Annotated in this window: 15 protein-coding genes; 8 read left to right on the top strand and 7 right to left on the bottom strand. The window is 39.8% G+C overall.

Annotation, left to right across the window (positions count from 1 at the left end; all coding sequences use genetic code 11):
- The first annotated feature begins 12 nt into the window (after nt 1-12).
- A complete protein-coding gene (locus tag WH223_RS18105) occupies nt 13-1,044 on the top strand; it encodes a quinone-dependent dihydroorotate dehydrogenase (protein ID WP_340049265.1) in 1,032 nt (343 codons plus the stop codon).
- A 92-nt stretch (nt 1,045-1,136) separates the two neighbouring features.
- Here WH223_RS18105 and lysS read toward each other — a convergent pair whose 3' ends face one another.
- Nucleotides 1,137-2,843 carry a lysine--tRNA ligase gene (gene lysS, locus WH223_RS18100; RefSeq protein WP_340049263.1) on the bottom strand — a complete coding sequence of 569 codons (1,707 nt, stop codon included), beginning with the start codon at nt 2,841-2,843 and terminating at the stop codon, nt 1,137-1,139.
- Between the two features lie 454 nt (nt 2,844-3,297).
- Here lysS and WH223_RS18095 point away from each other — a divergent pair, with 454 nt between their 5' ends.
- The 6 genes from WH223_RS18095 to WH223_RS18070 all read left to right on the top strand — a co-directional run bounded on the left by WH223_RS18095 (nt 3,298) and on the right by WH223_RS18070 (nt 8,221).
- Nucleotides 3,298-3,546 (top strand): type B 50S ribosomal protein L31, encoded by a 249-nt coding sequence (locus WH223_RS18095; protein ID WP_340049262.1) that lies wholly within the window; start codon nt 3,298-3,300, stop codon nt 3,544-3,546.
- Between the two features lie 83 nt (nt 3,547-3,629).
- Entirely contained in the window at nt 3,630-4,835 is a 1,206-nt protein-coding gene (locus WH223_RS18090) for a putative sugar nucleotidyl transferase (protein ID WP_340049261.1), read from the top strand.
- 7 nt (nt 4,836-4,842) lie between these two features.
- Nucleotides 4,843-5,607, top strand: a complete 765-nt coding sequence (gene tpiA / locus WH223_RS18085) for a triose-phosphate isomerase (protein ID WP_340049260.1) — start codon at nt 4,843-4,845, stop codon at nt 5,605-5,607.
- Nucleotides 5,607-6,449 carry a 50S ribosomal protein L11 methyltransferase gene (gene prmA / locus WH223_RS18080; RefSeq protein ID WP_340049259.1) on the top strand — a complete coding sequence of 281 codons (843 nt, stop codon included), beginning with the start codon at nt 5,607-5,609 and terminating at the stop codon, nt 6,447-6,449. The genes tpiA and prmA overlap by 1 nt, the downstream gene beginning before the upstream one ends.
- Nucleotide 6,450: 1 nt before the next feature.
- The gene (locus WH223_RS18075; RefSeq protein ID WP_340049258.1) at nt 6,451-7,821 is read left to right on the top strand and encodes a Mur ligase domain-containing protein; all 1,371 of its coding nucleotides are present in this window, start codon (nt 6,451-6,453) and stop codon (nt 7,819-7,821) included.
- Between the two features lie 67 nt (nt 7,822-7,888).
- Complete coding sequence (locus WH223_RS18070) at nt 7,889-8,221, top strand: helix-turn-helix domain-containing protein (RefSeq protein ID WP_340049257.1); 333 nt, start codon at nt 7,889-7,891, stop codon at nt 8,219-8,221.
- Between the two features lie 95 nt (nt 8,222-8,316).
- Here the strand turns inward: WH223_RS18070 and WH223_RS18065 are convergent, their stop codons facing one another.
- The 3 genes from WH223_RS18065 to WH223_RS18055 form a co-directional block, all read right to left on the bottom strand.
- On the bottom strand, nt 8,317-8,472 hold the full coding sequence (locus WH223_RS18065) for a hypothetical protein (protein WP_340049255.1): 156 nt from the start codon (nt 8,470-8,472) through the stop codon (nt 8,317-8,319).
- Between the two features lie 131 nt (nt 8,473-8,603).
- Nucleotides 8,604-9,164: an SMC-Scp complex subunit ScpB gene (gene scpB, locus WH223_RS18060; protein ID WP_340049254.1), complete on the bottom strand. Its 561-nt coding sequence runs from the start codon at nt 9,162-9,164 to the stop codon at nt 8,604-8,606.
- Nucleotides 9,165-9,181: 17 nt separating this feature from the next.
- Nucleotides 9,182-10,303 carry a CofH family radical SAM protein gene (locus WH223_RS18055; protein WP_340049253.1) on the bottom strand — a complete coding sequence of 374 codons (1,122 nt, stop codon included), beginning with the start codon at nt 10,301-10,303 and terminating at the stop codon, nt 9,182-9,184.
- A 179-nt stretch (nt 10,304-10,482) separates the two neighbouring features.
- Between WH223_RS18055 and ispE the strand changes: the two genes are divergently transcribed.
- The gene (ispE, locus tag WH223_RS18050; RefSeq protein ID WP_340049252.1) at nt 10,483-11,295 is read left to right on the top strand and encodes a 4-(cytidine 5'-diphospho)-2-C-methyl-D-erythritol kinase; all 813 of its coding nucleotides are present in this window, start codon (nt 10,483-10,485) and stop codon (nt 11,293-11,295) included.
- 1,575 nt (nt 11,296-12,870) lie between these two features.
- On the opposite strand, the gene WH223_RS18045 is transcribed toward ispE, so the two are convergent.
- Genes WH223_RS18045 through WH223_RS18035 form a run of 3 tightly spaced genes read right to left on the bottom strand, consistent with a single transcriptional unit; the run spans nt 12,871 to nt 16,475 of the window.
- Complete coding sequence (locus tag WH223_RS18045; protein WP_340049251.1) at nt 12,871-14,052, bottom strand: homoserine dehydrogenase; 1,182 nt, start codon at nt 14,050-14,052, stop codon at nt 12,871-12,873.
- 23 nt (nt 14,053-14,075) lie between these two features.
- A complete protein-coding gene (locus WH223_RS18040) occupies nt 14,076-15,134 on the bottom strand; it encodes a homoserine O-acetyltransferase family protein (RefSeq protein WP_340049250.1) in 1,059 nt (352 codons plus the stop codon).
- A gap of 30 nt (nt 15,135-15,164) precedes the next feature.
- Nucleotides 15,165-16,475 (bottom strand): O-acetylhomoserine aminocarboxypropyltransferase/cysteine synthase family protein, encoded by a 1,311-nt coding sequence (locus WH223_RS18035; protein WP_340049249.1) that lies wholly within the window; start codon nt 16,473-16,475, stop codon nt 15,165-15,167.
- Nucleotides 16,476-16,525: the final 50 nt, after the last annotated feature.

Genomic DNA, 16,525 nt, shown 5'->3' with positions numbered 1-16,525 from the left:
ACCTTTGTGCTTATGTACAAAATAGTCAAACCTTTATTCTTTAGCCTTAACCCTGAGGCTGCTCATCATACGGTAACTGGAGGCCTACAACGCTTCACAAAAATATGGGGAGCGAAGTCCTTATTGAAAAATCTGTATACGGTAGAAGATAAACGTCTCGAAAGAGAGGTTTTTGGATTGAAGTTTAAAAATCCTGTTGGTTTGGCTGCTGGTTTTGATAAAAATGCCGCTTATATCGAGGAGATGGCAGGTTTAGGCTTTGGCTTTATTGAGATTGGTACCGTTACACCTCGTCCGCAACCGGGCAATGATAAGCCGCGTATGTTTCGATTGGTAGCCGATGAAGCCTTGATTAACCGTATGGGTTTTAATAATCAAGGAGCTGATGTGGCGGCAGGTCGATTGAAAAGATTGAAAAATAAAAATGGACTTATCATTGGTGGTAATATCGGGAAAAATAAAGTTACCCCAAATGAGGAGGCTGTAAATGATTATATCTACTGTTTTAATGCTTTGTTTGACTATGTAGACTATTTCGTTGTCAATGTAAGCTCACCAAATACACCAGGTTTACGTGATTTGCAAGAGAAAGCGCCATTAACGCACCTGTTGAATACCTTGCAGAAGCTAAATGAGCAGAAAGAAAGTCCGAAGCCTATTTTGTTAAAAATAGCACCCGATTTAACCGATTCTCAGTTGGATGATATTGTTGATATCGTTCGTGATACACATATTGCTGGCGTTATAGCGACGAATACCACAATTTCTAGAGAAGGATTGCAAAGTGAGGACGCTTTAGTGCAAGAAGCTGGTGGCGTGAGTGGAAAACCTTTAACCAAGCGTTCTACAGAAGTCGTTCGTTATTTGGCGACAAAATCTAATGGTGCCTTCCCAATTATTGGGGTAGGAGGTATTCATTCGGCAGCCGATGCTATAGAAAAATTAGAAGCTGGAGCTGCTTTGGTACAGGTGTATACTGGTTTTATCTATGAAGGACCAGCTTTAGTAAGCGATATCTGTAAAGGGCTATTAAAAAATAAATAAGGATAGCCTCTTCGGAGACTTTGCTTAGACCATATAAAAGAAGAAGGCGTTAAACTTAGTTTAACGCCTTCTTCTTTTATATAAAGTCTATTTTATTTTTTGACAATTGATTTGTTATCGCCATCTACAAGGATGTCGATTAAACCTTTTTGGCGTAGTCCTTTTGTTGCAGCGTCCCATTTCTTACCACTTAAAGCAGTAGCCTCTTTAGCGGCAGCTAATAGGATAGGCTCCTCACTTAATTGCGCTAATAATAGTTTTTCATCTTCCGTCAATTCCACAACAATCTCTTGTTTCTCAGGGCGCATTTGCGGGAAGAATAACACCTCTTGAATCGAAGGGTTGTTCGTCAAGAACATGATCAAACGGTCCATACCAATTCCTAAACCTGAAGTAGGCGGCATACCATACTCTAACGAGCGTAAGAAGTCTTGGTCGATAAACATCGCTTCATCATCTCCTTTTTCTGACAAACGTAACTGTTCTTCGAAACGCTCACGTTGGTCAATAGGGTCGTTAAGCTCTGAATAAGCATTGGCAATTTCTTTACCGCAAACCATCAATTCGAAACGCTCTGTCAACTCTGGGTTGTCACGGTGTTTCTTTGTTAATGGAGACATTTCCACAGGGTAGTCCGTGATGTATGTTGGTTGAATGTAGTTGCCCTCACATTTCTCGCCGAAAATCTCATCGATAAGCTTTCCTTTACCCATTGTCTCGTTAACAGCGATACCCATTCCTTTTGCTGCTTGGCGGATTTCATCTTCGGTTTTACCGCTGATGTCGAAACCTGTGAAGTCAAGGATAGACTGCGCCATCGTTACACGTTTGTAAGGAGCTTTGAAGTCGATTTCATGTTCGCCGAAAGTAGCTTTTGTCGTTCCGTTTACGGCGATAGCACAGTTTTCAATCAATTTCTCTGTGAACTCCATCATCCAGTTGTAGTCTTTGTAGGCTACATAGATTTCCATCGCTGTAAACTCAGGGTTATGCGTTCTATCCATACCTTCATTTCTGAAGTTTTTCGAGAACTCATAAACACCGTCGAAACCACCAACGATTAATCTTTTTAAGTAAAGCTCATTAGCAATACGTAAGTATAAAGGGATATCTAAAGCGTTGTGGTGCGTGATGAAAGGACGTGCCGATGCTCCACCAGGAATAGACTGTAGGATTGGTGTTTCCACCTCCATATAGCCTGCATTGTTGAAGTAGTTACGCATCGCGTTGAACAATTTCGTACGCTTAACGAAGATATCTCTATTTTGTGGGTTAACGATTAAATCCACATAACGCATGCGGTAGCGTTGCTCCGGATCCGTGAAAGCGTCGAAAGTTTTACCATCAGCTTCTTTTACCACCGGAAGTGGACGTAAAGATTTTGTTAGCAATGTTAACTTCTCTACGTGAATAGAAATCTCTCCTGTTTGTGTTGTGAATACATAGCCATCAACACCAACAATATCACCGATATCGAGTAGTTTCTTGAAAAGGGTATTGTATAAAGTTTTGTCTTCGCCAGGGCAAATATCATCTCTTTTTACGTAAGTCTGAATTCGTCCGCTAGAATCTTGAAGCTCCATGAAGGAAGCACTTCCCATCACACGGCGACTCATCACACGGCCCGCTAGACGGATACTCTTATAGTTAAGCTTATCTCTTTCGTAGTTTTCTAAAATGTCAGCAGCAGATACGTTAATCTTAAATTCTTCTGCTGGATATGGGTCAATGCCCAAGTCAATAATAGCTTGAAGGTTTAATCTACGTTGTTGTTCCTGTTCGGATAATACAGTACTCATGGTGTGCTATAAATAAGTAAAAAGTCAAAAAAACGTTCCATTCAACGCTGATGTTAACGTAATGATTGCTAACGCGGAAAGGTGTGGTATTGTTACTAAGGAGCAAAAATAGCAAAAAAGAAAGATTTTTGATAGGTAGTTTTGAAAATAGCACTATCATTAAAGGGCTTTTGGCTTTTTATGACAAATGAGAGGGAGCGTATTTTTCTACTATTCAGCGTTAAGTATACTTAATTTTAGGCGCTAACGCGTCGTTACCGTCGTGTCGTTCTTTTGTGATTAATGATTTTTGTATCGAAATAGTAGGCTTTATACAAATAAAGATTTATCTTTGGGCCATGCAAAGAGCTCCGTCCTCTAAAATAAGGGATTGGGTAAATATTGTTTTGTTTTTGTAGAAAATAAAAATTATCTTTGCACCTCAATTGTTGAATATTAGTAATCATAAGATAAAATGAAAAAAGATTTACATCCATCAAACTACAGATTAGTTGTTTTCAAAGACATGTCTAACGAATATTCTTTCATAACTAAATCATGTGTAGCTACTAAAGAGTCGATCACTTGGGAAGATGGTAATGAATATCCATTAGTGAAATTAGAGATCTCGCATACTTCACACCCTTTCTATACAGGTAAAATGAAGTTAGTTGATACAGCCGGACGTATCGATAAATTCCGTAGCCGTTACAACAAAAAATAATCTGTTTAACCGTTATCTGTTAACAGAAGAATATCCCGATAAGTTAAGTTTATCGGGATATTTTTATGTACTTTTATCTTACTATGATGGAAGTTGTACTGCATGATTATGCGCCTTGGCGAACATCGCTATTGCCATTGTCTTACACAAGACCTGTCGGCAATTTACGAGTTGGTGTGCTTACTTTGCAGGAAAAATGGCGTTTGCTTCTTGATGCAGACGTTAGTTACTATACCGAACCTTACCTTCAATTAAAATTTCAAAGCCCGCTGGGCGGCCAAGCTTCTTCTTACTTGGTAATTCGAGCCAATATTTGTCCTGACTTAGCTTTTGTTGAAGCCCTGAAGCAGTTGCCTGTTGGTGTATGTTTGCAGCAAGATGGTGATTGGTTGGCTTACCATACTGAACGTTGGTTGGCAGAACCCGATAGTCCTTCTCTTACCCGCGTTTCGTACCCGGATAGGCTGGATGTGTTGCACTTTCCGGAGGATATTTTCTTGAAGAATGCGAAGCAGATTCAGTTTGATTATGATTTGTTGACCTCAAGTAAGGTTTCGCAATCGATTCCGGAGAGTAATGTTCATATCGGGTCGGATTTGTTTGTCGGCAAAGGGGTGCAGGTGGAGTGCTGTACTTTTAACAGTAGTCAAGGCCCAATATTTATTGATGACGATGTGCTAATCGAAGAAGGTAGCCATTTGAAAGGACCTATAGCGATAGGAAAAGGTGCCCGTGTTAAAATGGGCAGCCGTATATACCCAAATGTGAGTATTGGTCCTGGCTCCACGATTGGGGGAGAGGTGGGCCATACCGTGTTGTGGGGCTACTCGGCAAAGGGCCATGATGGTTATCTCGGCTGCGCTGTCTTAGGTGAAGGCTGTAACGTTGGGGGAGGGTCTACGAATTCTAATTTGCAAAATAATTGGAAGAACGTTTCGTTGTATGATTATACAACGGCCAGTTACCGCGCTACAAGAGCATTAAAGGTGGGTTTTTTTATGGGCGATTATGCCATGTGTGGCATCAATTCATCTATTACTACAGGAACGATGATTGGGGTAGGTGCACAGGTTGCAGTTTCCAATATTATTCCCAAATTTGTAGCAGACTTTATGTGGCTTACCGATATGAAAACGGAAGGCTACTGCTGGGATAAATTTGCTGAAATGATGAAGCAGCGTGCCTTGCATAGCGGCCATCCGCAGGAAGATGGTTCCTTAGATATTTTATATGAAGTATTTTTGCGTAGCAAAAAACAAAGAGAAGATTTTATAAAACAGACTAAATAATAGTATTATGCGTAAAAACATTGTTGCAGGAAACTGGAAAATGAATTTAGATTATGAGCAAGGATTAAGCTTGTTTTCGGAAATTGTAAACATGGTAAAAGACGAGGTTGTCGGCGATCAAGAGGTTGTTGTATGTAGCCCGTTTATTCACCTTTCTAGTATTGCAAAATTAGCTACTGCTAAAGTGGCTGTTGGTGCTCAAAATATCCACCAAGCGGATGCAGGTGCTTATACAGGTGAAGTTTCTGCTTCGCAGGTAAAATCTGTAGGTGCTGCTTACGTGATCTTAGGTCACTCCGAGCGTCGTGGTTATTTTGGTGAGACGGATGCTCTTTTAGCGGAGAAAGTTAACACGGCATTAAAAAATGAATTAAAGCCAATTTTCTGTATCGGTGAAACAAAAGATGAGCGTGAAGCAGGTAACTTCTTTGATATCATCAAAACACAATTAGAGCAAGGTGTTTTCCACTTATCAGCTGAAGAGTTTGCAAAAGTTGTATTAGCATACGAGCCTGTTTGGGCTATCGGTACGGGTTTGACGGCTTCGCCTGAGCAAGCACAAGAAGTACACGCTTTTATCCGTGCTACACTTGCCGCTAAATATGGTCAAGAATTAGCGGATGCAACAACTATCTTATACGGTGGTAGCTGTAACCCTAGCAACGCAGAGGATTTATTCTCACAAGCGGATATCGATGGTGGATTAATCGGCGGTGCTTCTTTAAAATCGCGTGACTTCTTAAGTATTGTAAAAGCTTTTAACACGAAGTAATGCGTTATTCATCGGTAACTTTTCAGGTCCCTGCTATCGAAGATTGGCAAAAGGATTTATTGATTGATGCGTTGGGAGGGATCGGTTATGATACCTTTGAGGATATTGGTGATGGCTTTTCAGCCTACATTCCTACGGCTAATTTGGATGTACAGGCCTTAGAAACAGTTTTGCTTTATGAGGCTGATGGTTTTGATGTTCAATATACTATTCAGGATATGGAAGATAAAAACTGGAATGCCTTGTGGGAGCTTAACTTTAGCCCGATTGTTGTTGACGATCGTTGCTATGTGCGTGCTTCATTTCATGAACCAAAGCCAGGAATGGAATACGAGATTGTAATTAATCCTAAAATGTCCTTCGGAACAGGGCATCATGAGACAACCTCTATGATGTTATCCTATATTTTGGAAAACTCTTTCGAAGGAAAGACTGTTTTAGATATGGGCTGCGGAACAGGAATATTAGCAATTCTTGCCGCTAAGCGTGGTGCTAGCTCTATTTTGGCGGTCGATTACGATGATGTATGTGTGGCGAGTGTAGCGGAAAATAAGGTGTTAAATGATACACCACAGATACAATCGGCGTTAGGGTCAAAAGAAGCTATCGTAGGCCATTCTTTTGATGTGGTATTAGCAAATATCAACCGAAATATTTTAGTTGATCAGCTGGCTCAATATCGCCTGTGTTTACCTGCCGATGGTCTCTTATTCGTAAGTGGCTTTTATGATGGGGAAGACTTAGCCATTTTATGTGCTAAGGCCGAATCTGAAGGGTTTACCTTTATGAGTAAAAAGGTGCAGGAGAATTGGTGTTCAGCAAAATTTGTAAGAAACAAATAATATGCATATTCATTTTATAGCTATAGGCGGTGCAGTAATGCATAATTTAGCTATTTCATTAGCTGAACAAGGGCATCAAGTTTCTGGATCTGATGATCAGATTGTGGAGCCTTCTAAGGCGCGCTTGAAGAAAGCTAATTTGCTCCCTGAGCAAGTTGGCTGGTTTCCGGAGAAGATAACGGAAGATATCGATGCTGTAATCTTAGGGATGCACGCTGATATCAATAATCCGGAGTTGGTGGAGGCGCAGCGCTTAGGTATACGGATTTACTCCTTTCCGGAGTTTATCCATGAGTTCTGTGTGAATAAGACCCGCGTTGTCATCGCTGGTACCTATGGAAAAACAACCATCATGAGTATGGTTATGCATGTATTAAAGACACTCGACCGCGCTTTTGATTATGTCATTGGCGCACAGCTTGAGGGCTTTGATAGCTTAGTTAAGCTTACAGCAACGAGTAAAATTATTCTGATCGAGGGGGATGAGTATTACGCATCCCCCGTCGATCATCGTTCTAAATTTCATCTGTTTGATCCCAATATCTCCTTGATTAGTGGGGTAGAATGGAATGATAGCCGTACCAATATTAGTAAGGAGGATTATGTTAATCTTTTTGAAACTTTTATTGAGACGATTGTACCCAAGGGAACGTTAATATACAATAAGGAAAGTACCATTCTACGCGAGATTGTGGAGCAAACCTTTGATTGTAAAATAAATCGTCATGGCTACAAGATGCCCGAGTATTCCATAAACAAAGGTGTTACCTATTTGCATGATGGAGATTATCGTATCCCTTTGCAAGTTTTTGGTAAGTTTAACCTGTCTAATATTGCGGGTGCTTACACCTTGTGTGAGTGGTTGGGCGTTAAGCGGGATGACTTTTATAAGGCTATTGCGAGCTTCAAAAGTTCGATTCGATACCTAGAATTTGTAGCTAGTGTGAACGGAAGTGTTGTTTATCAAGACTTTTTATTCTCTCCATACAAGCTTAGAACGAGCATCCATGCCGTCAAGGAGCAGTTTCCTTGTCAAGGTTTGGTCACAATTATGGAGCTCAATCCCTATGATGTTATCAACGAAAATTTTCTTCCCCAATATGCATCATCGATGGATGAATCCGATCATGCTGTTGTTTTAGTTAATAAGGAGTCTATAAAGGATAAAAACATCGTTCTAGATGATTTAGAGCAAGATATTAAGCGTGTTTTTAAACATAAAGACTTCGTTTTCTTAACGGATTTGGATGCGCTTGAAGGCTATTTAGAATCCTTTAAGTCCCTAGGTTTTAATCTTTTGTTCATGGTTTCGCCTAAGCATAACACCATGAATATCGTTAGTTTTGCGGATAAGTTCTTTAAGAATTTTTGATTTCTTAATTTTAATTTTTTACCTTATACTTTTTTTTCTTACTTTTGGAATAAAGTAAAATTTACCCATGAACGCATTAGGAAAAAAAATCCGCTTATTACGGCATCAGAAAGGTTGGAGCCAGGAGGATGTAGCTAAACGCTTAGACATCTCCATTCCAGCATTCTCTAAAATTGAGACAGGTATTACTGACGTAAACCTTTCTCGTTTAAATCAAATCTCTAAACTATTTGGTTTGTCTTTAGTCCAGTTACTTTCAACTTCTGATTCAGAAGAAGAAAAACAAATTCAAGATGAAATCGATAATTTGAGCAAAAAACTTCAATTGAGAGAAGTTGAAGTGATTGATTTACAGAAGAAGGTAATTGATCTATACGAACAATTACATCGCAGTAAATAATCAAAGTAGAGCGGTAACTAAAAAAAGAAAAGAGGCCCAATGTGAATTGTGCCTCTTTTTTTGTCTTTTCTCAATTAATACTTTTGCGAACTTGATTAAAAATCGTCTTGGTCGAAATCTTCCAAATCACCGATTGAATCCATTTCTTCAATTTCAAAATCATCATCAAAATCATCGTCATCATCATCCTCAGGACCATTAAAATTGATTGCTGCATCAATCAAAACCTCTTGTACTACCTCTTGCTCCATAGCCTTTTTTTATTAAAAAATGATAAATCTATATTTGTTCCCGGCGGTAAAAATAATCAAGAATATTTAAAATTTAAATATTTATTTTAATTTTAATTAACTGAATTGCAGGTTGTTGTGTTTCAATATGACTATTCTGTGATTTCACCAATCGTATTCTCTTCGGCGATAATATCTTTTAATTGCGGTAGCTCTTTTGTAGACTTAATTCCGAAGTGATTCATGAATTGTTCACTTGTCGCATAAAGCAAAGGCTTACCAATAGTTTCTGCCTTTCCAATAATCTGGATTAATTTTTTTTCTAATAAACGCTGTATCGAATAGTCACAGTTTACACCGCGAATCTGCTCGACCTCTAGCTTAGTAATGGGCTGTCGGTAAGCAATAATAGACAAGGTCTCTAAAGCCGATTGACTTAATTTCTTTTTATCCTTATGTGCTTGCAGCTGATTTATCGCTTCGTGATAGATTTCTTTCGTCAAAAATTGATAATGCTTACCAATCACCTTTAGACTGAATACTTGGTCATCAGCATTGTACTTGTCGAAAATGATTTTCGTCAATTGGATAACTTCTTGATTGGTGACCTCAACGGCGAGCGCATCGTGTAGAACTTGTCGAATATCATTCGCTGATATTCCTTCTTCACTAGCGAATATAATAGCCTCTATCTGGAGTAAGATGTCTTTCAAGGTGTTGTTCTTTTATTTTAATAGTTAATGACCTGTTCCTCCATTTGTGGAAGCTCTCTGAATTCATATTTCTGCGTTCGCAATTGCGGTTCAAAACCGGCCTCAGCGATAGCTTCTTGTATCGATTTGGAGGTGAAACGGTGTGGTGCTCCAGCTGCTGATACCACATTTTCCTCAATCATAATGGATCCAAAGTCGTTGGCACCAGCATGTAAGCATAGCTGTGCTGTACGCTTTCCTACGGTCAACCAAGAGGCTTGAATATTTTTGATATTTGGTAGCATAATGCGGCTTAAGGCAATCATGCGTACATAATCTTCACTAGTAACGTTATTGGTGATGCCACGCAAACGCTTTAATAGGGTTCCGTCGTCTTGGAATGGCCATGGGATAAAGGCAATAAAGCCGTGGTGGTCTGCAGGTTTTTCAGCTTGCACCTCTCTGATCCATACCAAATGTTCAAAACGTTCTTCAATTGTTTCGATGTGGCCAAACATCATGGTTGCCGAGCTCGGCAGATTTACCTGATGGGCAGCACGCATAACATCTAACCATTCTTGACCGCCACATTTTCCTTTCGAAATAAGACGGCGAACACGGTCGTTCAATATTTCAGCTCCTGCACCTGGCAAAGAGTCTAAGCCAGATTCCTTCAGTGCTTTAAGGACCTCAATGTGCGACATGTTTTCCAACTTGGCAATATGTGCAATCTCTGGGGGACCTAAAGCATGCAATTTCAAGTTCGGGTATAGCTCTTTTAGCTGGCGAAAGATGTTCGCATAGAAAGCTAAACCTAAGTCTGGGTGGTGGCCTCCTTGTAATAACAACTGATCACCACCATATTTGAAGGTTTCTTCGATTTTCTGTTTGTAGACCTCTATATCGGTGATATAGCTATCATCATGTCCCGGTCGACGGAAGAAATTACAAAACTTGCAGTTGGCGATACACACATTTGTGGTGTTGACATTTCTGTCAATCTGCCACGTAACTTTCCCATGCGGAACCTGAATTTTACGCAATTCATTTGCTACATATACCAAGTCGGCAGTTGCCGCATTATGGTGTAAGTAGACACCCTCTTCTTTGCTTAAAAACTCAAAGTTGAGTGCTCTTTCCAATAGTTTCTCTACATTCATTGTAAACAAAGATACGGATGATTTTTTTCAAGGAAAAATAGTTTTCAAGCTTTGTTGAAACCTGAGAATGCTGTGGCAATTAAGGCTGTTTATGGCTCCTGTGGCCATGTTTTTAACGAGGTTAGGGTATTGATTTATTTTGTTATTCCAACTGTTAGATAAGATGAGTAATATTGTATATGATTTCTTATGCCAATGCAAAAATAAATATTGGGCTTGCTATCACCGGAAAGCGCCCCGATGGTTACCATAATTTAGAGACTATTTTCTATCCTTTTCCTTTGTATGATATCTTGGAGATCACAGAGAAAGAGGAGGGCGACACGCATTTAACCATTACCGGATTAGACTTGCCGGTGGAGCCTGATAACCTTTGTTTGCGTGCCTATCGTTTGCTGCAAGAGCGTTTTGATTTGCCGGCTATACATATTCATTTGCACAAGCAGATTCCTTTTGGTGCTGGCTTGGGGGGCGGGTCGTCCGATGCGGCTACATTAATCAATATGCTGAACAGTAAGTATGACCTTAATCTCCCTGTAGATGAACGTGAAGCGCTAGCTGCTACGCTGGGAGCAGATTGTCCTTTCTTTATTGAAAATAAGGTCGCTTACGCGGAAGGTATAGGCACCGAGTTAAGTCCGTTTGATTTGGATTTATCCTCGTATTATATGGTACTTGTAAAACCTGATGTGCATGTTTCTACAGCAGAGGCTTATCGCCATGTGCAAGCTAAAGCTCCCGCTGCAGACTTGCGCGACTTGGTTAGGCTTCCTGTTGATGAATGGGAAGGGCGTGTGAAAAATGATTTTGAAGATTCGGTATTCCCACAATTCCCGATTGTTGAAGAATTGAAAGATGCTTTGTACGCTGCTGGAGCAACTTACGTCTCCATGTCAGGCTCTGGTTCTTCTTTATTTGCGTTATTTTCTGAACAACGCAATGTGGATGAGCTCTCCGCATTTGGTACAATTTATTATCCCGTTACATTATAAAAAAGGCTTTATCCGCGTGATTGTTATGCGACCCCGTCGGGGTCGTATTTTATCAATGTGTTATGGCTATAAATATGTCAATCCTCCGGATTGATTTTATAGATCGGTGATTATGGGATTTATAATGTTTCATTCATTACCTTCTCGGGTCGTATTTTATCAATGTACTACGGCTATAAATATGTCAATCCTCGGGGTTGATTTTATGAATCCGGTGATTATGGGATCTATAATGTTTCATTCATTACCTTCTCTGGTCGTATTTTACCAATGTACTACGGTTATAAATATGTCAATCCTCCGGATTGATTTTATGAATCGGTGATTATGGGATCTATAATGTTTCATTCATTACCTTCTCGGGTCGTATTTTATCAATGTACTACGGCTATAAATATGTCAATCCTTCGGATTGATTTTATGAATCGGTGATTATGGGATCTATAATGTTTCATTCATTACCTTCTCGGGTCGTATTTTACCAATGTACTACGGCTATAAATATGTCAATCCTCCGGATTGATTTTATGAATCGGTGATTATGGGATCTATAATGTTTCATTCATTACCTTCTCGGGTCTTATTTTATCAATGTGTTATGGCTATAAATATGTCAATCCTCCGGATTGATTTTATGAATCGGTGATTATGGGATCTATAATGTTTCATTCATTACCTTCTCTGGTCGTATTTTATCAATGTACTACGGCTATAAATATGTCAATCCTCCGGATTGATTTTATGAATCGGTGATTATGGGATCTATAATGTTTCATTCATTACCTTCTCGGGTCGTATTTTACCAATGTACTACGGCTATAAATATGTCAATCCTCCGGATTGATTTTATGAATCGGTGATTATGGGATCTATAATGTTTCATTCATTACCTTCTCGGGTCTTATTTTATCAATGTGTTATGGCTATAAATATGTCAATCCTCCGGATTGATTTTAGGAATCAGTGATTACGTGATCTATAATATTTCATTCATTACCTTCTCGGGTCTTATTTTATCAATGTGTTATGGCTATAAATATGTCAATCCTCCGGATTGATTTTATGAATCGGTGATTATGGGATCTATAATGTTTCATTCATTACCTTCTCGGGTCGTATTTTATCAATGTACTACGGCTATAAATATGTCAATCCTTCGGATTGATTTTATAGATTGGTAATTACGTGATTTATAATGTTTCATTCATTACCTTCTCGGGGCATATTTTACCAATGTACTACGGTTATAAATATGTCAATCCTCCGGAGTGATTTTATAGATCGGTGATTACGTGATCTATCATGTTTCATTCATTACCAAGCTTTAGGAAACACATTTACATAAAATAATTGAATTATGTAATCGACCCCGGAGGGGTCATATGTTTATAGAAGTCATATGTTTATAGAAAGAGATAGGAGAGCTGTATAACCGACCCCAGCGGGGTCGCATGTTTATGGCCGCATGTATTCATAGATATGTTTATCTATTCAGCGTCGCATACGTTAAAGTATAGTGTGTCCACGTAAAGAAAAAAGAAAGGAGCAACAGAACGTTGCTCCTTTACTTTATAGCTAGACTACTTCTGCTATAAAGGTTCCAGGTTGATTAATAAGGTCTCGTTTATCAATAATCTCTTGGAGATTAATTTTTCCAATTACATATTTAAATCCTTCGCCATAGAAGCGTTCAGATATGCTATTGAAGTTTAGTTTGTTTACGAATTCTTCATCGCTATAGCGTAAGTAAACATTCAACTCATAGTCGGTACTGTATTGCACTTGTTCTGCGTCTAGATGTTTTTTATACTCATAACGGTAATCGTAACGTAAAGCTGCAATATCAGAAAGTACTGCCGATCCTGTAGGGTGACCACCGGCACCTTTACCAAAGAAAAACTGCTCGTCGGCAAAGGCTGCTTTTACCAATACACCGTTGTTTTCATTCTCTACGTTGTAGAGGATGTTATCTTTACTGATGAATTTAGGCAATACATAAAGCACAACTTTATTGTTGTTAATTTCTTTCGCTAATGGAACCAGTTTAATTTTGAAGTTCTTTTCGCGTGCGTAGCGTACATCATCATCACCAAGGTTATTGATACCTAGGTTTAATATTTTCTCTGGATCTACGTAGATACCATAAGCATGTGAAGCAACGATAGCCAATTTGTACTTAGGGTCGTAACCGCCCACATCTAAAATCGGATTCGTTTCGGCAAAGCCAAGCTCTTGTGCTTTCTTTAAGGCATCGCCATAGCTCTGACCTTCATTGAATATTTTAGAAAGAATATAGTTGGATGAGCCATTGAAAATTCCACTCACGGAGTGCAAAAGTTCATTGTCGTAGTATTCTTCTAGGTTACGAATAATAGGGATGCTACCACATACGGCACCTTCATAAAGTAGTGACGTACCATGCTCTTGCTGAATTTGCGCAAGCTCCTCGAGGTGTGTAGCAATCATTTTCTTGTTGGCCGATACCACATTTTTACCTGTTGTTAAGGCTCTTTTTGTAAACTCGAAAGCCGCTTCTGCATCGTCAATAAGCTCAACAACGGTATTAATCTCTGGATCATTCAGGATAACATCGGCATCTGTAGTAAATAGTTCGGCAGGTAAACTTCTTTTTTTATCTGCATTCTTGATGACGAACTTCTTTATTTCTAGATTTAATTTTTTGGTTTTGATAATGTCGTAGAGTCCTTGTCCTACCACACCAAATCCAAACATACCGATAATTAATTTTTTACTCATTTTACAGGTTTAGTTATATGCTTTTATACGGTTTCTTTTTCTGCTTCTTTTTGCGTTTCAGTTGCTGTCTCTTGGAGGAATTTCCCGATAACATCGGTTAGGGTTTTTGTCTCAATTAAGAACCCATCATGACCATAGAAAGAGTCTAAGGCGTAGTACGATGCTCCAGGAATATGCTGCGCAATAAATTCTTGTTCCGTTGCGGGAAACAAAAGATCAGTCGGTATCCCGACTACTAATGTTTGCGTTTTAAAGTCTTGCAATGTTTCCTCGACGGAGTTTCTTCCTCTTCCAAGATTGTGGCTATCCATAGCCTTGGTTAAATACCAATAACTGTAGGCATCGAAGCGGTTCACCAGTTTATCCCCTTGATACTGCTGGTAGGATGAAGCGCGGTATTGATCTACTTTGTCGGCTTCTGTTTCCTGCTGCGTCTTGGTATAAGTCTGGTAATTACGGTACGATAGTAAAGCTATACTACGTGCCGCCTTTAGTCCGTTAGCACCACCCGTTGGTGTTTGTTCATAGAAGGTCGGGTCAGCGCTTATCGCTAGGCGCTGGCTCTCATTGAAGGCGATGCCCCAAGGTGATGCCTGCGCGCTGCTGCCAATAACAATAAGCCTGTTTACGGCTATTGTTTTTTCAGCCACCCACTCCAACACCTGTTGCCCGCCAAGGGAACCTCCAATTAATATTTCTATTTTTTTGATGCCCAAATGGTCGGCTAAACGTTGGTTGGTACGCACAATATCACGGATAGTGAATTGTGGGAAGTCCAAGAAATAACGCTTTCCTGTCGTTGGGTTGATGCTCAATGGATTGCTTGTACCGTAATGCGACCCCAATACATTTGCGCACACGATAAAGTACTGCTCCGGGTTGAAGAGTTCCCCCTCACCAAATAATCCCGGCCACCAATCGAAAACATCAGAATTTGCCGTCAATGCATGACAAACCCACACCACATTATCCTTATTTTCGTTCAACGTTCCATAGGTATGGTAAGCTATAGAAAGCTCCTCCAGACTAGAACCGTTTTCGAATTGGAAGGACTCTTCCGATTTGTAATATGTAACACTCATGCTTTAACTTAATCTCTCCTAGGTATTCTACTATTTTATTTTATCAAATGCTTGTTGCAAGTCATTTTTGATATCGTCTATATGCTCAATACCTACGGATAGGCGTAAAAGTCCTGGATAAACGCCTGCTGCTGCTTGTGCTTCGGCAGACAGCTGTTGGTGTGTCGTTGCAGATGGGTGGATAATCAATGTTTTAGCATCGCCCACATTGGCTACATGACTGATTAACTCTAATGCGTCAATGAAGTCATTCGCTTTTTGCGCATCGCCTTTAATCGTGAAGGATAACACACCACCGTATCCATTTTTAAGGTACTTACGTGCATTTTGGTGATAAGGGTGGTTTTTCAATCCAGGGTAGCTCACTTGTTCTACTTGTGGATGCTGCTCCAACCACTGTGCTACTTCCAATGCATTGTCTACGTGTCTTTGAACGCGTAGGGATAAGGTTTCTAAGCCTTGTGTTAGCAAGAAAGAGTTGAAAGGGGATAGGGCAGGGCCAAAGTCACGAAGACCTTCTACACGTGCGCGAATAGCGAACTGGATGTTTCCAAACGGTCCGTTAGCGCCGAAGACGTCAGCGAAAACTAAGCCATGGTATCCTTCAGAAGGCTCTGAGAATTGTTTGTATTTACCATTTCCCCAGTTGTAGTTACCACCGTCAATGATGACACCACCGATGCTTGTTCCATGACCACCAATCCATTTTGTTGCGGACTCCACGATAACGTGTGCACCATGCTCAAAAGGTTTGAACAAGTAGCCACCCGCACCGAATGTATTGTCTACAATGATGGGTAGGTCGTATTTTTTTGCCAAAGCGGCTATTTTTTCGAAATCTGGAATGTTGTAGCTCGGGTTACCGATAGTTTCCAAGAAAATCGCTTTTGTTTTATCGTCAATTAGTTTTTCGATGTTTTCAACCTCGCTGTTTAGGGCAAAGCGTGCTTCAATACCGATACGTTTGAAAGCTACCTTAAATTGGTTGTAAGTACCGCCATAAAGGTTAGAACCTGCTACGAAGTTCTCGCCAGCCTCTAGGATGTTGTTTAACGCAATAAATTGAGCCGCTTGGCCTGATGCTACCGCTACAGCAGCAACACCGCCTTCTAGCGCTGCAATACGTTTCTCAAAAGCATCCGTCGTTGGGTTCATAATACGGGTGTAGATGTTCCCGAATTGTTTTAACGCGAATAAGTTTGCACCATGCTCAGCATTTTCAAATACGTAAGAGCTTGTTTGGTATATAGGTAATGCACGGGAGCCAGTCGTAGGATCGGCTTCTTGTCCAGCGTGAATTTGTAAAGTCTCGAATTTTAAGTTTTTATTATCAGTTGACATAATTAATGGTTTTTAAGTGAAAAATAATGAAATCCAGTCCAAAAGAGTTG

This window comes from Sphingobacterium sp. MYb382, assembly GCF_037572665.1.
Classification (GTDB): Bacteria; Bacteroidota; Bacteroidia; order Sphingobacteriales; family Sphingobacteriaceae; genus Sphingobacterium.
The sequence above is the reverse complement of the archived record's forward strand: the minus strand, read 5'-3'. Positions and strand labels throughout refer to the sequence as shown.